Source organism: Actibacterium sp. XHP0104 (genome assembly GCF_025751515.1).
Lineage (GTDB): Bacteria > Pseudomonadota > Alphaproteobacteria > Rhodobacterales > Rhodobacteraceae > Actibacterium_D.
In genome coordinates this window covers 109292-128431 of sequence record NZ_JAOWLE010000005.1, presented here as the reverse complement: position 1 = coordinate 128431, position 19140 = coordinate 109292, and the positions used below count along the sequence as shown (strand labels likewise).

19 protein-coding genes are annotated in these 19140 nt (G+C 65.2%); 13 read left to right on the top strand and 6 right to left on the bottom strand.

Annotated features, from left to right (window positions below; genetic code table 11):
• Positions 1-15: 15 nt before the first annotated feature.
• Complete coding sequence (ligK, locus tag OE856_RS09670) at positions 16-708, bottom strand: 4-carboxy-4-hydroxy-2-oxoadipate aldolase/oxaloacetate decarboxylase (protein ID WP_263715884.1); 693 nt, start codon at positions 706-708, stop codon at positions 16-18.
• Entirely contained in the window at positions 708-1445 is a 738-nt protein-coding gene (locus OE856_RS09665) for a PIG-L deacetylase family protein (RefSeq protein ID WP_263715883.1), read from the bottom strand. Before OE856_RS09665 ends, ligK begins: the two co-directional genes overlap by 1 nt.
• A gap of 145 nt (positions 1446-1590) precedes the next feature.
• On the opposite strand from OE856_RS09665, the gene OE856_RS09660 reads away from it, so the two are divergent.
• The 7 genes from OE856_RS09660 (at position 1591) to rpsD (ending at position 8005) form a co-directional block, all read left to right on the top strand.
• A complete protein-coding gene (locus tag OE856_RS09660) occupies positions 1591-2781 on the top strand; it encodes a LysR family transcriptional regulator (protein WP_263715882.1) in 1191 nt (396 codons plus the stop codon).
• Positions 2782-2900: 119 nt separating this feature from the next.
• On the top strand, positions 2901-3809 hold the full coding sequence (locus tag OE856_RS09655; RefSeq protein ID WP_263715881.1) for an NAD(P)-dependent oxidoreductase: 909 nt from the start codon (positions 2901-2903) through the stop codon (positions 3807-3809).
• 15 nt (positions 3810-3824) lie between these two features.
• Positions 3825-4223 (top strand): protocatechuate 4,5-dioxygenase subunit alpha, encoded by a 399-nt coding sequence (gene ligA / locus OE856_RS09650; RefSeq protein ID WP_263715880.1) that lies wholly within the window; start codon positions 3825-3827, stop codon positions 4221-4223.
• A complete protein-coding gene (locus tag OE856_RS09645) occupies positions 4223-5068 on the top strand; it encodes a class III extradiol dioxygenase subunit beta (protein ID WP_263715879.1) in 846 nt (281 codons plus the stop codon). Before ligA ends, OE856_RS09645 begins: the two co-directional genes overlap by 1 nt.
• 9 nt (positions 5069-5077) lie before the next feature.
• On the top strand, positions 5078-6022 hold the full coding sequence (locus OE856_RS09640) for a Gfo/Idh/MocA family oxidoreductase (RefSeq protein ID WP_263715878.1): 945 nt from the start codon (positions 5078-5080) through the stop codon (positions 6020-6022).
• A gap of 200 nt (positions 6023-6222) precedes the next feature.
• A complete protein-coding gene (locus OE856_RS09635; protein WP_318527636.1) occupies positions 6223-7221 on the top strand; it encodes a Hint domain-containing protein in 999 nt (332 codons plus the stop codon).
• 163 nt (positions 7222-7384) lie between these two features.
• Positions 7385-8005 carry a 30S ribosomal protein S4 gene (gene rpsD, locus OE856_RS09630; RefSeq protein ID WP_263715876.1) on the top strand — a complete coding sequence of 207 codons (621 nt, stop codon included), beginning with the start codon at positions 7385-7387 and terminating at the stop codon, positions 8003-8005.
• 60 nt (positions 8006-8065) lie between these two features.
• Here the strand turns inward: rpsD and OE856_RS09625 are convergent, their stop codons facing one another.
• Positions 8066-8575, bottom strand: a complete 510-nt coding sequence (locus OE856_RS09625; RefSeq protein WP_263715875.1) for a hypothetical protein — start codon at positions 8573-8575, stop codon at positions 8066-8068.
• 139 nt (positions 8576-8714) lie between these two features.
• Here OE856_RS09625 and hisC point away from each other — a divergent pair, with 139 nt between their 5' ends.
• From hisC to OE856_RS09610, 3 genes are read left to right on the top strand one after another with little or no spacing between them, the layout of a single operon-like run.
• Complete coding sequence (gene hisC / locus OE856_RS09620; protein ID WP_263715874.1) at positions 8715-9800, top strand: histidinol-phosphate transaminase; 1086 nt, start codon at positions 8715-8717, stop codon at positions 9798-9800.
• Positions 9797-10723, top strand: coding sequence for a prephenate/arogenate dehydrogenase family protein (locus OE856_RS09615; RefSeq protein ID WP_263715873.1), 927 nt, complete (start codon positions 9797-9799; stop codon positions 10721-10723). The genes hisC and OE856_RS09615 overlap by 4 nt, the downstream gene beginning before the upstream one ends.
• On the top strand, positions 10720-11613 hold the full coding sequence (locus OE856_RS09610) for an extensin family protein (protein WP_263715872.1): 894 nt from the start codon (positions 10720-10722) through the stop codon (positions 11611-11613). The genes OE856_RS09615 and OE856_RS09610 overlap by 4 nt, the downstream gene beginning before the upstream one ends.
• 3 nt (positions 11614-11616) lie before the next feature.
• Here the strand turns inward: OE856_RS09610 and OE856_RS09605 are convergent, their stop codons facing one another.
• A complete protein-coding gene (locus tag OE856_RS09605; RefSeq protein ID WP_263715871.1) occupies positions 11617-12600 on the bottom strand; it encodes a DUF2125 domain-containing protein in 984 nt (327 codons plus the stop codon).
• Between the two features lie 64 nt (positions 12601-12664).
• On the opposite strand from OE856_RS09605, the gene OE856_RS09600 reads away from it, so the two are divergent.
• The 3 genes from OE856_RS09600 to OE856_RS09590 all read left to right on the top strand — a co-directional run bounded on the left by OE856_RS09600 (position 12665) and on the right by OE856_RS09590 (position 15809).
• Positions 12665-13222, top strand: coding sequence for a gamma-glutamylcyclotransferase (locus tag OE856_RS09600; protein ID WP_263715870.1), 558 nt, complete (start codon positions 12665-12667; stop codon positions 13220-13222).
• Positions 13223-13286: 64 nt separating this feature from the next.
• On the top strand, positions 13287-14426 hold the full coding sequence (locus OE856_RS09595; protein WP_263715869.1) for a biopolymer transporter ExbB: 1140 nt from the start codon (positions 13287-13289) through the stop codon (positions 14424-14426).
• Positions 14427-15809 (top strand): peptidoglycan -binding protein, encoded by a 1383-nt coding sequence (locus OE856_RS09590; protein ID WP_263715868.1) that lies wholly within the window; start codon positions 14427-14429, stop codon positions 15807-15809. It begins immediately after the preceding gene.
• 42 nt (positions 15810-15851) lie between these two features.
• On the opposite strand, the gene clpA is transcribed toward OE856_RS09590, so the two are convergent.
• Positions 15852-18185 (bottom strand): ATP-dependent Clp protease ATP-binding subunit ClpA, encoded by a 2334-nt coding sequence (gene clpA / locus OE856_RS09585; RefSeq protein ID WP_263715867.1) that lies wholly within the window; start codon positions 18183-18185, stop codon positions 15852-15854.
• A gap of 179 nt (positions 18186-18364) precedes the next feature.
• Positions 18365-19132 (bottom strand): hydroxyacylglutathione hydrolase, encoded by a 768-nt coding sequence (gloB, locus tag OE856_RS09580; RefSeq protein WP_263715866.1) that lies wholly within the window; start codon positions 19130-19132, stop codon positions 18365-18367.
• Positions 19133-19140 lie beyond the last annotated feature (8 nt).

Below are 19140 nucleotides of genomic sequence, written 5' to 3'. Positions count from 1 at the left end.
CCACCCGCGGGCCGCTCAGACGTATTTCAACCCCATCGCAGCCAGCTCGTCACGCATCTGGTACATATCCAGCCCCAGCTCACCGGCCTCGAACCGGGCGCGCTTGGCCTCTTCGTTCGCCTCGCGGGCGCGGGCCTTTTCCAGAACCTCCGCCGCCTCTTCACGCCGCACAACGCAGACGCCGTCGTCATCGGCCACCACGACATCGCCCGGGTTGACCAGCGCATCGGCACAGACCACCGGCACGCTCACCGACCCCAGCGTTGCCTTGATCGTCCCCTGCGCATGCACGGCCTTTGACCACACCGGAAAGCCCATCAGCGTCAGGTCGCGCACATCGCGCACGCCGCCGTCGATGATCAGCCCCCGACACCCCCGCGCCATGGCCGAGGTTGCCAGCAGGTCGCCGAAATAGCCCGCATCCGACGGGGTGATCGTGCCCAGCAGCAGAATATCGCCCGGCTGCACCTGCTCGATCGCGACATGCAGCATCCAGTTGTCGGCCGGCGGCGCCAGGATCGTCACGGCCGAGCCGGCAATCCGCGCGCCCGGATAGATCGGCCGCATATAGGCGGCCAGCAAACCCCTGCGGCCCTGCGCCTCGTGCACCGTGGCCACGCCACAGGCGGCCAGCCCGTCGATAATCGCCTGGTCGACGCGCTCGATATTCTGGACGACGACGCCCGTTGTTCCCGGTTGATAGCTCATCAGTCCAACTCGTCCACGGTGCGGGGGAAGACGGCCTCGAACCCTTCAGCATAGCGGCAATCGCGCCCGCCCGACATGCCGCCCGAGTTGCGGCGGAAATGGTTGCCGCGGTTTTCAGCCACGTTTTCGTAGAAATGCCACAGGTGTTCCTGGCCCTGCATGCACTGGATCGCGGCCCATTTCTTGTCCCACACCGGCGTGATGTCGAGAAACACGTTCGGCTTCCATCCCATCTGCTCGGTCTGGTGCGGCTCGAACAGGTACAGCTGCGGCGCGCCCAGAACCTTTTGTCCCGGGTTGTGCCCCCAGGCCTGCGCCACCATCCGCGCCTCAAGCGCGAAATCGGTCGTGCGCATGTGGTCGGTATTGTAGGGGTCCCATTTCGAATGCGAGAACATGAACTTCGGCTGCACCTCGCGGATGATGTCCACCATCTGCTCCAGGGTCTCGCGGCCCAGATCCAGCGGATAGTCGCCCCGGTCAAGAAACCGGATGTCACTGACCCCCAGCGCGGCGGCGGCGTTCTCGGCCTCGTCGCGGCGCGCGGCCTTGACCCGCTCCAGCGTCATGCCGTCCTGTTTCCACAGCTTGGCGCTTTCGCCGCGTTCGCCGTAAGACAGGCAGACGACGGTCACGTCATAGCCCCGCGCCTGATGCAGCGCGATGGCCCCCCCGGCCCGCCAGACAAAGTCGGCCGAATGGGCGCTGATGACGAGGGCGGTTTTCCTGTCGGACATGGGGGTCTCCTTGATCTGGGCCGGTCTTGACCAGACCATGCCGCAAGCTGCGGCGATTGCCTATTTCGAATGAAGCTTCTAGAATAAGTTTAGGCTATACCCTCGGCGGAATGGGATGCTGTCAGGCTTTCCAAACATCAGACATATGCGGGTGTTCATCGAAACCCTGCGCAGCGGCTCGGTCTCGGCTGCGGCGCTGGCCTGTCACGTGTCGCAACCTGCCGCCACCCAGGCCATCGCCCGGCTGGAACAGGACCTGGGCACGCCCCTGTTGATCCGGCGCAGCCGCCATTTGTCGCCCACGCCCAGCGGCGAACTGTTCGCTGCGCGGGCCGAGGCGGCCCTGACACATCTGCATCGGGCCGCGCGGGCCTCGGTGCGGATGGGCGGTGGCGAGGGCGCGCGCGCCCGCAACCCGTTCGACCAACTGGTCACGGCGGCGCAATTGCGGGCGCTGATCGCCATCGCCAATACCGGCAGCTTTGCCGTCGCCGCCCGCACGCTGGGCCTGTCGCAGCCCACGATCCACCGCACCGCGCGCGGGCTTGAGGTCATCGCCGGCGTGCCCTTTTTCACTGCCACGGTGGTCGGCGTCGAACTGACCGCCGCCGCCCAGGCCTTTGTTCTGGGCGCCAAGCTGGCCCAGGCCGAGCTGCGCCAGGGCGTCGAGGAAATCGGCGTCGAACTGGGGCAGGGGCAGTCAAGTTTCGTTCTGGGCTCGATGCCGCTGGCGCGCACGCTGATCGTGCCGGGCGCCGTGAATGCCATGGTGCAGGCCGATCCCAGCGTGCAGATCCGCGTGGTCGAGGGCCGCTATGGCGAACTGCTGCGCAGCCTGCGCGAGGGCGACCTCGATTGTCTGATCGGTGCCATGCGCAACCCCGCGCCCGCTGACGACGTGACCCAAGAGCCTTTGTTCGATGACGACCTGTCGATCGTCGCGCGGCCCGGTCATCCGCTGTTTTACCACCCCAACCCAACGCTGGACGACGCGCTGGCCTATCCCTGGATCGCGCCGCCCCGCGAAACTCCCGCCGGGCAATATCTGTATGACACGCTGCGGATCCACGAACGCGCGCAAACCCCGGTTCGGGTGGTGTCGTCGTCGCTGGTGTTTCTGCGCGGGCTGCTGGCCGAGGGCGATTATGTCTCGATCGCCTCGCGCCACCAGATCAGCGTCGATGCGCGCGCCGGCCATATCGGAGTGCTGCCGCTGCGGCTAGAGGGCAGTCAGCGCAGCATCGGCCTGACCTATCGCAGCAACTGGCGCCCGACCGGGGCGCAGGCGCGATTCATTGAATTCCTGCGCCGATACGCCCGCGAACGGGCCGGGTGATCTTGGGTGTCGGGCAGGGGGTATAGTATTTTTCAATACCCCCATGGCCTTTTCAATTGGGCGCGGTGGCGGTGGCGGTGCTAGGTATTGGACAAGCAGCAACAGGGGCGCAGCCATTCATGCCGGGCGATGCAAAAACGCAGACCATCGGTTTTCTGGGCTTTGGCGAGGCCGGGTTGGCCTTTGCCCGTGGCCTGATGGGTGACAACCCCGGCCTGTCGATCTGCGCCTATGACATCAAGACCGACCACCCCGCCACCCGCCCGGCCATGCTGGACCGGATGGCGGCGCAGGGGGTGCGGGCGCATGAGCGCGCGGGCGATCTGGCCGGGTGCGATCTGGTATTTTCGCTGGTGACCGCTGATCAGGCGGGCGCGGCGGCGGGGGCGCTGGCCTTGGCGGATCTGGCGGGGGTAAGCGTGCTGGATTGCAACTCCTGCGCGCCCGAGACCAAACGCGCCAATGCCGCGCTGATCAATGCCGCGGGAGGCACATACCTCGACATGGCGGTGATGGCGCCGGTGCATCCGCGCCTGCATCGCACGCCCTGCCTGCTGTCGGGGGCCAACGCCACGGCACTGGCCGCGCGGTTGAACGGCCTGTCGATGGCCACGCAGGTCGCGGGCGACGCGGTCGGGCTGGCCTCGACCCGCAAGATGGTGCGCTCGATCATGGTCAAGGGCATCGAGGCGCTGACGGTTGAATGCATGCTGGCCGCGCGCAAGGCCGGGGTCGAAGAGGCGGTGCTGGCCTCGCTGGCCGACACGTTTCCCGGCATCAACTGGGCCGAGCGCGCGCCCTACATGATCGAACGCGCGATCACCCATGGCACCCGCCGCGCCGCCGAGATGGACGAGGTCGCCAAGACAGTGCGCGACCTCGGCCTGGCCGCCACCATGGCCGAGGCCACCGCCACGCGCCAGCGTGACACCGGTGCGCTGGGCCTGAATGCCGACGCGATCGGCGCGGGTGATCTGGCTGCGCTGACCGATGCAATGCTGGCCGCGATCAAGGCCGGCAAAGCCTGACAGGAGGACCGCCCCATGGGCATGAAGAAAGACTATGAGGACATTCCCGGCACCTTCGTCTTCGACGCGGATCGCGGGCGCGAGGGCTATCACCTCAACCAGTTCTGCATATCCCTGCGCCTGCAAAAGAACCGCGATCTGTTCAACGCCGGTGAAGAGGCCTATCTGGACCGCTTTCCCATGACAGCCGATCAGCGTCAGGCGGTGCTGAACCGCGAATGGAACCGCATGCTCGAGCTGGGCGGGAACATCTATTACACCAGCAAGCTGGCCGCGAATGACGGCATCAACTTTCAGGATCTGGCCGGGATCATGACCGGCATGGGCCGCGACGCCTATCGCGAGATGATGCTGAACGGTGGCCGCTCGATCGAGGGCAATCGCTATAAATCGGAATGGGGGGAAGAGGACTGATGGCTCGGATAACCGCAGGCGTGGGGTGCAGCCATGTGCCCGCAATCGGTGTCGCGATGGATACCCACATCACCGATCAGCCCTATTGGCAGCCGGTGTTCAAAGGGTTCGAAAAATCGCGCGAATGGATCAGGCAGAACAATCCCGACGTGATCTTCATGGTTTATAACGACCACTGCACCGCGTTCGATGCATCCTGCATCCCGACGTTTGCCTTGGGTTGCGCGGCCGAGTTTCAGCCCGCCGACGAAGGCTGGGGCCCGCGCCCGGTGCCGGTGGTCAAGAACCACCAGAAACTGGCCAGCCATATCGCGCAGTCGCTGATCCTGGATGAATTCGATCTGACCATCATGAACGAGATGGAGGTCGACCACGGCCTGACCGTGCCCCTGTCGGTGATGTTCGGCGAGGTCGACGAATGGCCCGCGCTGGTCATCCCGCTGTGCGTCAACGTGGTGCAATACCCCGCGCCCACTGGCAACCGGTGCTACAACCTGGGCAAGGCGATCCGCCGCGCGATCGACAGCTTTGACGAAGACCTGAACGTGGTGATCTTTGGCACCGGCGGCATGAGCCACCAGCTGCAATACAAGCGCGCTGGGCTGATCAACCCCGAATGGGACAAGGCCTTTCTTGACCGGCTGACATCCGACCCTGTCGGGCTGTCGCAGATGCCTCATGTGGACTACCTGCGCGAGGCCGGATCAGAGGGCGTGGAAATGGTCATGTGGCATGTCATGCGCGGCGCGCTGGATGACGAGGTGACCGAGGTGCATCGCCACTATCACGTGCCCGCCTCGAACACGGCGGTCGGGCATATCATTCTTGAAAACAAACCGAGGTAGGGAACAGTCATGCGAATTTGCGTAGCAGGCGCCTATGGCGCGTTCGGGATCAAGCATCTGGATGCGCTGGCCGCCATCGAGGGGGTGCAGATCACATCGGTCATGGGCCCGACCCGCGCCAAGATCGACGCCCTGGCCGCCGAACGCGGCATCGGCCACGCCGCCACCGACCTGGCCGAATGCCTGGCCCGAGATGACGTGGACGCGGTGATCCTCGCGACGCCCACGCAGCTGCATGCCGAACAGGCCATCGCCTGCATGCGCGCGGGCAAGCCGGTTATGGTGGAAATCCCCATGGCCGACAGCCTGGCCGACAGCGAGGCCATCGTGCGCGTGCAAGAGGAAACCGGTGTGCTGTGCATGGCGGGGCAGGTGCGCCGCTTCAACCCCTCGCACCAGTGGATTCACAACAAGATCGCTGCGGGCGAGCTGAAGGTTCAGCAGATGGACGTTCAGACCTATTTCTTTCGCCGCTCGAACATGAATGCCAAGGGCGAGCCGCGCAGCTGGACCGACCACCTGCTGTGGCACCATGCCTGCCATACGGTGGACCTGTTCCAGTATCAGACCGGCGAAGTTGTCAGCGAGGCGTTCGGCCTCGAAGGCCCCCATCACCCCGAACTGGGCATCGCCATGGACATGTCGATCGGGATGAAAACGCCCTCGGGCGCGATCTGCACCCTGTCACTGTCGTTCAACAACGACGGCCCGCTGGGCACGTTCTTTCGCTATATCTGCGACAACGGCACCTATATCGCCCGCTATGACGACCTGTTCGATGGCTATGACAAACCGGTCGACCTGTCGGGCGTGGCGGTCTCGAGCAACGGGATCGAGCTGATCGACCGCGAGTTCATCGCCGCCATCACCGAAGGGCGCGAGCCTAACGGATCGGCCCAACAGGTTTTGGATGCGATGCGCACGCTGGATCGCATCGAAAAGTGCTTTACCTGACTCTCGGGAAAGCCTGAAACAACCCCTGATTGAATAAAGGTTCGATCCATGCAAACCGGGTTTGCATGGATCAACTGCGTGTGCTAACGTCCGGCTAATAAAAAAATATTGAGGCAGGCACAGGAATGGAAACGGGCTTTCGAGGCACGTTTGTCATCCCCTGGTCGCACACAGAAGTAGACGGTACACGCTCGGCCCCCATGGCCGTGCTGAAGGTTGGGTCGACATGGCGTCGCGTGGGTCAGGCCACGCGGGTTGATGGGCCTGCCGATCTGTTGTTGTTGAACCGTGCGCAGGGCGAGGCAGATCTTCGCAGGCGGGCCGCGAAAAGCGTGCACCGCCTGATCGGCGCGGCGTTGGAGCCGCAGAAAACACTGTCTGATCCGCTGGATGACGACATGCCCGATCGCGGCTTTGTCGTCACCGACGGGCAGGACACCTACACCGCCACCGAAGTGCCCACCGGGCCTGGGCGACAGCCCCTGCTGATGTTCGTCAATGAATTGCCACCGCTTGGGCGCGACCTGTGGGTCGTGCGCACGCTGAGCGACGACATCACCCCACAGCCGCGCCGCCGCGATGCCCCCGACGGGGTGATCTGTTTCGCCGCTGGCACGCTGATCGACACCCCCACCGGCCAACGCCCGGTCGAGGATCTGGCCCCCGGCGATCACGTTCTGACCAAGGATAACGGCGCCCAAGAGGTGCTGTGGACCGGCAGTCGCGTCATGACCGGCGCCCGGCTTTACGCCATGCCGCATCTGCGCCCCATCCGGGTACGGGCCGGTGCGCTGGACGAATACCGCCCCGATCACGACCTGATCGTCTCGCCGCGTCATCGCCTGCTGATCCGGGGCCGCGCCGCCGAGATGCTGTTCCAGGCCTCCGAGGTTCTGGTTGCCGCCGAAGACCTGATCAACGACCGCACGATCCTGGTGGATTACAAGCTGCGCAGCGTCACCTATGTGCATGTCATGCTGGACCGGCACCAGGTGGTCTGGGCCAATGGCGTCGAAACCGAAAGCTTTCACCCCGCCAATACCTCGCTGGCCTCGATTCATCCCGATCAGCGCGAGGGCCTCTTGGCGCATTGCCCCGGCATGGATCGCGACCCATTCGTCTATGGCGATTTCGCGCGCCGCAACCTCAGCACATCCGAGGCGGCGATTTTACAGCACGAGGTCGGGCTGAGGCATTGACTCTGGGCTTTCGGGCTGTATAAGCCCCGCATTCCCGGCCCCACAAAGGCCGGGTTTTCATTGGTGTTGGTGGCCCCCGCAAGGGGAAGCCTGTCTCCCGCAAGGGAAAGGACAACGCCCTTCATAGTGGCCGCAAGGCCTCGACCAACGAAGGAGATCAGCCGTGACCAAACGCACGTCTGCCAAGTACAAAATTGACCGCCGGATGGGTGAAAACATCTGGGGCCGCGCCAAATCCCCCGTCAACCGCCGCGAATACGGCCCCGGCCAGCACGGCCAGCGCCGCAAGGGCAAACTGTCGGACTTTGGTATCCAGCTGCGCGCCAAGCAAAAGCTGAAGGGTTACTATGGTGACCTGACCGAGAAACAATTCCGCCGCATCTACGCCGAAGCCGAGCGTGTGAAGGGCGACACCGGTGAAAACCTCATCGGTCTGCTGGAGCGCCGCCTGGACGCCGTTGTCTACCGCGCCAAGTTCGTCGCCACCATCTTTGCCGCCCGCCAGTTCGTGAACCACGGCCACGTGACCGTGAACGGCCAGCGCGTGAACATCCCTTCGTACCGCGTGAAAGAGGGTGACGTGATCGAAGTGCGTGACCGTTCCAAGCAGCTGGCCTTCATCCTGGAAGCCACCCAGCTGGCCGAGCGTGATGTTCCGGACTACATCGAGGCCGACCACTCGAAGCTGACCGCCACCTTCACCCGCACCCCCACCCTGGCGGATGTGCCCTACCCGGTGATGATGGAACCGAGCCTGGTCGTGGAATTCTACGCGAAGAACTAATCTTCGCCGCACCAGACAAGATTGCGAAAGCCCGCCATTTCGGCGGGCTTTTTCTTTGGGTCAGACCAGATCGCGCAGGCCGCGGAAAAACGCCTGGGCGCGGGCGGGCAGGGGCCCGGCCTCGAGCGCGGCCAATGTGTCGGTGGTCCAGCCGTCCTCGGGCACCAGCTCTTCCAGCAGGTCTTCCAGCTCTTCCTGCTGGTCATCCTCCAGCGGCAGGTTGCCCGCCGCCATCAGCATCGCGATCAGGTCATGCACCTGTCGCATCACCCGAAACGCGTCGATCATCGGCGCGGCCAGTTTCGGATCATTCAGCCATGTGGCGCCGGCGAACAGCTCTTGCGTCACACGCTGCCCCGCGCCGTTGCAGCTGTAGACCGTGCAACCGGCAAAGCCCTGCGGCTTTAGCTCGTCATAGATCAGGCAGTCGCCGCAGGCATCAAGGTTGGGGCAGGGCAGGCCGGCGGGCTTGTCAAAGGCGAACATGTCACCCTTGTCAAAGGCCAGCGCCAGACAGCACAGCGCCGCGCAACTGCCGCAGTCATGTTCAAGATCCGGCAACAGCGCCATGGCCATGTCCTTTCAAACGCTTGGTCCCTGCGGTCTATCACTCACGGATTTTTTCGCAACAGCCCGCGGGGCGCGGATCATTCCATCTGGCAATGGCGATGCGCCGCCGGTATTGAGGCCTGAAAGCAGGAGTGGACCGATGTCTGACATTACCCCCCAGCCGGGGATCATGGAGATCAAGCTCTATCAAGGTGGGCAGTCCCAGATTGCCGGCCAGACCGACGTTTTGAAACTGTCGTCGAACGAAAACCCGTTCGGCACTTCGGACAAGGCGAAAGAGGCCTTTGCCCGCTCGGTTCATTCGCTGCATCGCTATCCCAACACCGATCACACCCCGCTGCGCACGGCCATCGCCCAGGTGCATGGGCTGGATGCCGACCGCATCATCTGCGGCGCGGGGTCCGACGAGGTGCTGCAATTCGTGGCGCATTGCTTTGCCGGCCCCGGTGACGAGGTGATCTATACCGAGCACGGCTTTTCGATGTATCCGATCCTGGCGCATATGGTCGGTGCTACGCCCGTCTGCGTGCCCGAGCGCGAGCGCACCGTCGATGTCGACGCCGTTCTGGCCGCCTGCACCGAGCGCACCAAGATCGTGTTCATCGCCAACCCCGCCAACCCCACCGGCACCATGATCGGCGGGAACGAGGTCGCGCGCCTGGCTGCCGGGCTGCCCAAGGGCGCGATCCTGGTGCATGACGGCGCCTATACCGAATATGTCGACGGGTTCGACGGCGGCGCCGCGCTGGTCGATGCGCGTGACAACGTGATCATGACGCGCACCTTCTCCAAGATCTACGGTCTGGGCGGGCTGCGCGTGGGCTGGGGCTATGGCCCCAAGGCGCTGATCGACGTGATGACCCGTGTGCGTCAGCCGTTCAACCTGTCGGACACCCAGATGGCCACGGCCGAGGCCGCCGTGCGCGACGTGGAATTCGTCGAACGCTGCCGGCTGGAAAACGCCCGCATGCGCGCCTGGCTGGCCGAGTCGCTGGCCGAGATGGGCGTGCCGTCGGACACCTCGACCGCGAATTTCATTCTGGCCCGGTTCCATGATGCCGCCGAGGCCGAGGCCTGTGACGCTTTCCTCAAATCGCAGGGCATCATCGTGCGGATGGTGGCGGGCTATGGCCTGCCCAACTGCCTGCGCATCACCGTGGGCGACGAGGCCGCCTGCCGCCGCGTGGCCCATGCCGTGCGCAAGTTCAAGGAACAGGCGACATGAGCGTAATCTACAACCGCGTTGCGCTGATCGGCCTGGGGCTGATCGCGGGCTCGATGGCCTTGGCGATGCGCCGGGCCGGGCTGGCTGGTGAAATCGTCGGCACCGCGCGCTCGGCCGATACCCGTAAGGTCGCGGCCGAGATCGGGCTGGTCGACCGCGTGACCGACACCGCAGTCGAGGCCGTGAAAGGCGCCGATCTGGTCGTGCTGGCCGTGCCCGTGGGCGCAATGGGCGATGTCGCGGCCGAGATCGGCCCGCATCTGGCGCCCGGCGCAACCGTCACCGATGTGGGGTCAGTGAAACGCGCGGTCATCGACGCCGTCGCGCCGCATATCCCCGAGGGCGTGCATTTCATCCCGGCGCACCCGCTGGCGGGCACCGAACATTCCGGCCCGCGCTCGGGCTTTGCCGAGCTGTTCGACAACCGCTGGTGCCTGGTCGTACCGGTCGAGGGCACCGATACGGCGGCGACCGAACGGCTTGAGGCGCTGTGGCAGGGCATGGGCGCCAATGTCGATGTGATGGACGCCGATCACCACGATCTGGTTCTGGCCGTCACCAGCCACGTGCCGCACCTGATCGCCTATACGATGGTGGGCGTGGCCGATGACCTGCGTCGCGTGACCGACAGCGAGGTGATCAAATACTCGGCCGCGGGTTTCCGTGATTTCACCCGGATCGCAGCCAGCGACCCGACCATGTGGCGCGACGTGTTCCTGAACAACAAAGAGGCGACGCTGGAAATCCTGGGCCGCTTTACCGAGGAACTCTTTGCCCTACAGCGCGCGATCCGCACCGGCGAGGGCGACCACCTGTTCGACTATTTTACCCGGACACGCGCCATTAGACGTGGTATCATTCAGGCAGGGCAAGATACCGACGCACCCGATTTCGGGCGCGGCGTCAAAAAGAAAGAGGCATGAGGGCAGCAACAGCCACATTCTGCACCTTGATCTGTGTGCTTGCGGGCAGCGAGATGGCCCGCGCGGGGTATCAGACCTCGACCTTGCCGCGTGCCCGCCCGGTGACCGACAGCGCCCCCGCCCCCGTGACCCGCTGGCTGCCCGTTTTTGGCCCCTCGGCCAGCGACATGCGCCCGCGCGCCCGTCCGCGCGGCGTGGTCGAGGCCGCCCGCCCGGTCGTGACCCAGCGCGCGCCGCTGCCAATGGCCGCCTATGCCGCGATTGCCGTGTCGCCCGTTCCGCGCGCCCGCCCGCGTGGCGCGGCCACGGTTCAGCCCGCCACCTACGCGCAACGCCCTCAGCCCACGGTCACCGCCCGCGGCCAGCACGGCCCGGTCTGCGGCGACAGCAATATTCGCGGCCGCAAGGTCTCGCCCATTGCCGGGCGGTTGCGCGGCTGTGGCGTCGATAACCCGGTCGAGGTCACGCAGGTGGCCGGAGTGCAACTGTCGCAGCCCTCGGTGATGGATTGCAAGACGGCCAAGGCCCTGAAAAAATGGATCAATGACGGGGTAAAGCCCGTGGTTGGCCGCAAGGGCGGCGGTGTGGCCGTGCTTAGCGTGGCGGCGCATTATTCCTGCCGCACCCGCAACAACCAGGCCGGCGCCAAGATATCCGAACACGGTAAAGGCAAGGCGATCGACATCTCGGCCATCACGCTAAGCAACGGCACGCGGCTGAGCGTGCTCAACGACTGGGGCAAAGGCGCCAAGGGCAAGATGCTGCGCAAGATGCACAAAAAGGCCTGTGGCCCGTTTGGCACCGTGCTTGGCCCCAAGGCCGACCGGTTCCACAAGGATCATTTCCATTTCGACACGGCCCGGCACCGGTCGGGGCCGTACTGCCGCTAGACCCTATCGGGGCCGCACTAGCCGCGGAGCCGGGCCAATCGGCAGGCCGGCGGCAAAGATCTGGTCATCGCGGGCGGTAAAGGGAATTTCGACCGTGCCGTCAGGATCGGCCACGGCATTCAACGCCAGGATCAGCCGCGCACGGTCGTCGGGCAGCATCGGCATCAGCTCAAGGAACCGTTGCCAGCCCGTGGCGCGCATCACGGCCTCGCCGCGCGGGATGCCGTCTGGCCCAACGGTCATCGCGCCGCCGAGATCCAGCACCATATCGCCCCAGGTGATCTGCACTGCCGTAATTTGCGTGTCCGTGACCGGGGGCAGGCCCGTGGCCACCCCGGTGCGGTCCAGCGGCGCGGCAAAGCGCAGGTCGGCCGTCACCCGCAACAGGGCCAGCGCGTCGGGGGCCTCGGGCGCGATGCCCCAGGCCGCCAGCCATTCGGGCCGCAGGGCCAGGCCGGTCAGTTCAATCGCGATCTCATGCTGGTGGGCGTCGTCGTTGATCTGACGAATGGCGCCGCGCATCGCCTGCGCGGCCAATACCCCGCCGTCGGGCTGTTTCAGCCGTGCGCCCTCGATGGCGATATTGGCCCGGTCCAGCGCGACGCTGCTGTCGGGCCGGAACACCGCCGAGGCCCGCATGTCATCGGTGCTCAGCGCGAACTGTCCTGCCGGCACGCGCAGCGTCTGTTCCTGCGGCCAGACCGCGATCAGGTGATTGGGCCGATAGCTAAGGGCGAGCACCTGAAGGAACGGCGCGCGCCAGGTGACCTCGCCCGAAGGCGACACGATGGTCAGATCGGTAAAGCTGGTATCCAGCCGGCTGGGAAAGCCGCGCAGGCTGCGCTCGGCGTAATCCACCACCCAGCCGTCGGCGCGGGCATCGGCGGTGCCCTGATCCAACGCGGTTTCCAGCCCCTGCTTGGCCAGCACCCAATAGCCGCCCCACAAGAGCGCCCCGATGATGGCCAATACGATCAGCTTGCGCATGACAGACCCTTTCCCTTGGCGTGCGGCTGGTGTTTACAGGGGCCCAAGACGGAGGGCCAGTCAAATGGGAACAAAGCAGATGTGGGTATTCGGCTATGGATCGCTGATGTGGAACCCCGGCTTTCCGGTGGCCGAGCGCAAGATCGCGCGGCTTGACGGGTTTCACCGCTCGTTCTGCATGCGATCGCTGCATCACCGGGGAACGCATCAGCGCCCCGGCCTGGTTCTGGCGCTGGACGCGCTGCAACACGGCACCTGCCAGGGGCTGGCCTTTCGGGTCGAACCCGGCGCCGAGGAACAAAGCCTGTCCGAACTGCGCGAGCGCGAGCTGGTCTCGGCCGCCTATCTCGAGGTCGACCTGGCCATTGATCTGCGCGGCGGCGGGCGGGTGCGGGCGATCACCTATATCATCGACCCCGATCACGTGCAGTATTGCGGCGGTCTGCCGCTGGAAGAACAGGCGCAGATCATTGCCGCCGCCCATGGTGGCCGTGGTCCCAACAGTGAATACCTGTTCAACACCGCCGCCCATCTGCACGAACTGGGCATCGCCGATGATGAACTGGACTGGCTGGATGCCCGTGTGCGCGAAATTCTGATGCAGGGCCAACCGCAAAGTTGATAGTTGTCGCGTTCGGGGGCTTCCCCTAAGCTTGGCCCAACAACAACAGGGTCGGGGCCGTCTGATGGACATGACCGAACGCGAGGCCGAGCCGCATTTCTCGCAACCCGTGCGTCAGATTCTGATGATGCTGGTGGTGGTGGGGCTGTTTTCCTTTGGGGCCTATGTCGCCTATCCGCGCGTGGCCCCGGTGTTTCTGGCCAACCCCTATCTGAACGGCGTTATTCTGCTGGTCTTTGCGATCGGGGTGCTGGCCTGTTTCCTGCAGGTGGTGCAGCTGATCAGCTCGGTCAACTGGATCGTGGGATTCGCGCGCGACAAGGGCGGGCCTGCGCCCCAGGGCGCACCGCGCCTGCTGGCCCCGCTGGCGGCGCTGTTGCGGGCGCGCGGCGCGCGGATGCAGATCGGCGCGACCTCGGCCCGGTCGATCCTCGATTCCGTCGCAACCCGCATCGAAGAAGCCCGTGATATCACGCGCTATATCGTCAACCTACTGATTTTCCTTGGACTTTTGGGAACGTTCTACGGGCTGGCCACAACCGTGCCGGCGGTGGTCGATACGATCAGGTCGCTGGCGCCCTCGGACGGTGAAGGCGGGGTCGAGGTGTTCGACCGGCTGATGACCGGGCTAGAGGCTCAGCTGGGCGGCATGGGCACTGCGTTTTCATCCTCGCTGCTCGGGCTGGCCGGGTCGCTGGTGGTGGGGCTGCTGGAACTCTTTGCCAGCCACGGCCAGAACCGGTTCTACCGTGAACTCGAGGAATGGCTGTCGACCATCACCCGGCTGGGCTTTGGCGCCGGCGATGGCGACGGCGGCGAAACCGGGGTGCTGGCCGGCGTGCTCGATCAGATGGCCGCGCTGCTCGAGGCGTCCGAACGCCGCGCGACCCTCGCCGAAGAGCGCCTGGCCGACGTGGCCGCCGCGCTGGAACAGGTCGGCCGCGATGACGGCACCCGCGCGGCGCTGACCCGCATCGCCGAGGGCCAGGACAAGATGATCACCCTGCTGGCCGACCGCCCCGAAGAGGGCATATTCGCCGATGCCGAAAGCCGGATGCGCCTGCGGTCGATGGATGTGCAGCTGCTGCGCATCCTCGAGGAAATCGCCGCCGGGCGGCAGGAAACCCTGGCCGATCTGCGCACCGACCTGGCCGAGCTGACCCATGTCTTGCGGGTTGCCGCCGGGCAGGACGAGGACAGCTAGATGGCCCTCACGCGGCGCAACGGGCAGCGGTTCCAGGGCTCGATCTGGCCCGGTTTCGTCGATGCCATGACCGCGCTGCTGCTGGTGCTGATGTTCGTGCTGTCGATCTTCATGATCGTGCAATTCGTGCTGCGCGAAACCATCTCGGGCCAAAAGACCGAGCTGAACGAGCTGAACCAGGAACTGTCGGCGCTGGCCGATGCGCTGGGGCTGGAACGTCGCCGCGGCGCGGGGCTGGAGGATGACCTGGCCCGCGCCCGCGCCGAGGCCAATGCGCAGGCCGCGCTTGTGGCATCGCTGGGCGCCAAGGTCTCGGCCGCCGAAGGCCGCATCGAGGGGTTCGAGGCTCAGGTCGCGGCCCTGTTGGCGCGGCAGGCCGAGCTGGAAACCTCGCTGTCCGATGAACAAGCCGCCCGGGCCGCCGAGGCCGCCGCCGCCGCCGCGCTGCGGGGAGAGCTGGCGCAGGCCGATGACGATCTGACCGCGCTGACCCTCGCGCTGGACGCCGAGCGCAAGCGCGCCGAGGATACCCTGACCCTGCTGGCCGCCGCGCGGCTGCGCGCCGAGACCGCCGAGGCCGCACAGCTGAGCGAGGCGGAAAAGAACGCGGCCCTGATGGCCGTGGCGCGGGGTGAGCTGGAAACCCAAAAGGCCCTGTCCGAGGAAAGCCAGCGCAAGGTTGAATTGCTGAACCAGCAGGTCGTGGCGTTGCGCGGTCAGCTGGCCGCGCTGCAATCACTGCTGGACGAGGCCGCCGCCAAGGATGCCGCCGCCAATGTTCAGATCGAGGCGCTGGGCAGTCAGTTGAACTCGGCCCTGGCGCAGGTGGCCAGCGAGCAGCGCGCCCGCGCCGCGCTGGAAGAGGCCGAGCGCAAGCGCCTGGAGGAAGAGGCCGCGCGGCTGAAATCCGAGGCGGCGCAGCTGGAAACCTATCGGTCGGAATTCTTTGGCCGCCTGCGTGCCATTTTGGCCGGGCGCGAAGGCGTGCAGATCGTCGGCGACCGGTTCGTTTTCTCGTCCGAGGTGCTGTTCGAACCGGCCTCGGCCGATCTGTCGCCCGCGGGCCGCGAACAGATCGCCCGCGTGGTCGATCTGTTGCGCGACGTGTCGGACGAGATCCCGCCCGGCATCGACTGGATCATCCGCGTCGACGGCCATACCGACAACGTGCCGCTGTCAGGCACCGGGCAGTTTCGCGACAACTGGGAACTGAGCCAGGGTCGCGCCCTGTCGGTGGTGCGCTACATGACCGAGCGGCTGGGCTTTCCGGCCGAGCGGCTGGCGGCCACGGGGTTCGGCGAATACCGCCCCGTCAACCCGGCAGACACGCCCGAGGCCCGCGCCCAGAACCGGCGGATCGAGCTGAAACTGACAGAGCGTTGACCCAAAGAAAAACCCCCGCCGGTGGCGGGGGTTTGGGATTTCTCAGTCCGCTGTCAGCAGCGGAGGCTTGCGCGACGAGATCTGCCGTTTCGTGGGCTCTTCGACCCGCAGATCCAGCTTGCCAGCCTTGACGCCGACCTTGACCAGGCCGCCCTTGGCCAGCTTGCCGAACAACAGCTCTTCGGCCAGCGGTTTCTTGATGTGTTCCTGGATCACGCGGGCCAGGGGCCGCGCGCCCATCTTGTCATCATAGCCCTTGTCGGCGATCCACTCGGCGGCGGCATGGGTCAGTTCGATGCTGACACCGCGATCCATCAACTGGGCCTCTAGCTGCAGCACGAATTTCTCGACCACCTGCAGGATGACCTCTTTGGGCAGCGGGGCAAAGCTGATCACCGCATCCAGACGGTTGCGGAATTCGGGGGTAAAGGTCCGCTCAATCGCGGCGGTGTCTTCGCCCTCGCGCCGGTCGCGGCCGAAACCGATGGCCGATTTGGCCTGTTCGGCGGCGCCCGCGTTCGAGGTCATGATCAGAACCACGTTGCGGAAATCGACCTGGCGGCCGTTGTGATCGGTCAGCTTGCCGTGGTCCATCACCTGCAACAGGATGTTGAACACATCGGGGTGGGCTTTCTCGATCTCGTCCAGCAGCAGCACGCAATGCGGGTTCTGGTCGACGCCGTCGGTCAGCATCCCGCCCTGGTCAAAGCCGACATAGCCCGGAGGCGCGCCGATCAGGCGGGAAACCGCGTGTTTCTCCATGTATTCCGACATGTCGAAACGCAGCAGCTCGACCCCGAGCGTATTGGCCAGCTGTTGGGCAACCTCGGTCTTGCCGACGCCGGTGGGGCCCGCGAACAGGTAGTTGCCGATCGGTTTTTCCGGCTCGCGCAGACCGGCACGGGCCAGTTTGATCGCGCTCGACAGCGCCTCGATCGCGGCGTCCTGGCCAAAGACCACCCGTTTCAGGCTGGCCTCGAGATCCTTGAGAACCTCGGCATCGTCCTTGCTGACATTCTTGGGCGGAATGCGGGCAATCTTGGCAACCACGGCCTCGATCTCTTTGGCGCCGATGGTCTTGCGCCGCTTGCCCGCCGCCAGCAGGTGCTGGGCCGCGCCGGCCTCGTCGATCACATCGATCGCCTTGTCGGGCAGCTTGCGGTCATGGATATAGCGGGCCGACAGCTCGACCGCGGTCTTGATCGCGTCGGCGGTGTATTTGATGTGGTGATGTTCCTCGAAATAGGGCTTGAGGCCTTGCAGGATTTTCACCGCGTCATCCACCGACGGCTCGGTCACGTCGATTTTCTGGAACCGGCGCGACAGGGCGCGGTCTTTTTCGAAATGCTGGCGGAATTCCTTGTAGGTGGTCGAGCCCATGCAGCGCAGCTTGCCGCCCTGCAACGCGGGTTTCAGCAGGTTCGACGCATCCATCGCGCCGCCCGAGGTGGCCCCGGCGCCGATCACGGTGTGGATCTCGTCGATAAAGAGGATCGCGTCGGGATGCTCTTCAAGCTCGGTCACGACGGCCTTGAGCCGTTCCTCGAAATCGCCGCGATAGCGGGTGCCGGCCAGCAGCGCGCCCATATCCAGCGAATAGATCGTGGACTTGGCCAGAACCTCGGGCGTTTCGCCGTTGACGATCTTGCGGGCCAGGCCCTCGGCGATGGCGGTCTTGCCAACGCCCGGATCGCCCACCAACAGCGGGTTGTTCTTGCGGCGGCGGCACAGCACCTGCACGCAGCGCTCAACCTCGAGCTCGCGCCCGATCAGAGGATCGACATCGCCCTTGCGGGCCTTGGCGTTCAGGTCGACGCAATATTTGGCCAGCGCCGATTCCTTCTTGTCGACCTCTTCCTTGGGCTGGGTCTCGGCGTGCTGGGCCTCTTCATAGTCGGTGGCGCCGGTGACGGGGCGGGTTTCGCCAAAGGACGGATCCTTGGCCACGCCATGGGCGATGAAATTGACCGCGTCATAGCGGGTCATGTCCTGCTCCTGCAGGAAATAGGCGGCGTTCGATTCACGCTCGGCAAAGATGGCGACCAGGACGTTGGCGCCTGTCACCTCGGTTCGGCCCGAGCTTTGAACATGGATCGCGGCGCGCTGGATGACGCGCTGGAAGGCGGCGGTGGGCACGGCCTCTGACCCTTCGATCTCGGTGACGAGGGTGGAAAGCTCCTCGTCTATGAAATCGGTCAGCGTGGCGCGCAGCTCGTCCAGATCAACCGAACAGGCGCGCATCACCTTGGCGGCGTCGGGCTCGTCGATCAGGGCCAGCAGCAGGTGCTCTAGCGTGGCAAGTTCGTGTCGGCGCGCATTGGCAAAAGCCAGTGCCGCATGGATGGACTGCTCTAGTGTGGTCGAAAACGAAGGCACGGGCGTGCTCCTTTCCTCTCGGCGGAGACGGGCCAGAGGCCCGGTCTCAACAGTTGCCTCATATCTTTAAGGTTTGGTTTTTATTGGCGCGCATCAAGGAGTTTCTGTGGAAAATCGCGCAACTGTGTCACATCGTGCGGTTCTGCGACTCTTTTGCCGCTATTGTTGCCCAGCACGGATCAAAACCTGTCCTTGCGCTTGCGGATCTCGGCGAAGGATTGGGCGTCAGAGGAGCCGGCTAATCCGATGTTTTCTTTGACCTGCGGAAGGGAAGCACGCAGGAACGGATTGGTCGCCAGCTCCTCCGACAGGGTGGAGGGAACGGTCGGCTGCCCCTTGGCGCGTGCCGCGGCAACAGCCTCTGACCGAGAGATAAGATCAGGATTGTCCGGTTCAATGGTCAGCGCGAATTTTGCATTCGACTGGGTGTATTCATGGCCCGAGCAGATCACCGTGTCGGCGGGCAGGGCGGCCAGTTTCGACAGGCTGGCCCACATGGTGTCAGCGTCGCCCTCGAACAGCCGCCCGCATCCCAGTGCCATCAGGCTGTCGGCGGTAAAGGCGGCGCCGGTCTCGGGCAGGTAAAAGGCGATATGGCCGATCGTGTGGCCATGCACCTCGATCACCTGCGCGGGCTCGCCACAGACGGTCAGCGGATCGCCCTCGGCAACGGTCAGATCCAGCGCGGGCAGGCGATGCGCATCGGCCGCCGCCCCGACCACGCGGGCGCCACTGTCGGCCCGCAGGGCATCGACCGCATCGGTATGGTCATAATGGTGATGCGTGATCAGGATATCGGTCAGCCGCCAGCCCCGTTCGGCCAGCGCGGCGCGGATCGGGGCCTCTTCGGGCGCATCGACAAGGGCGGTCTCGCCGGTGGCGGCGTTGTGCAGGAGATAGGCGTAGTTGTCGCTTAGACAGGGGACGGTCACGATCTCAAGGGGCATGGCTTTCT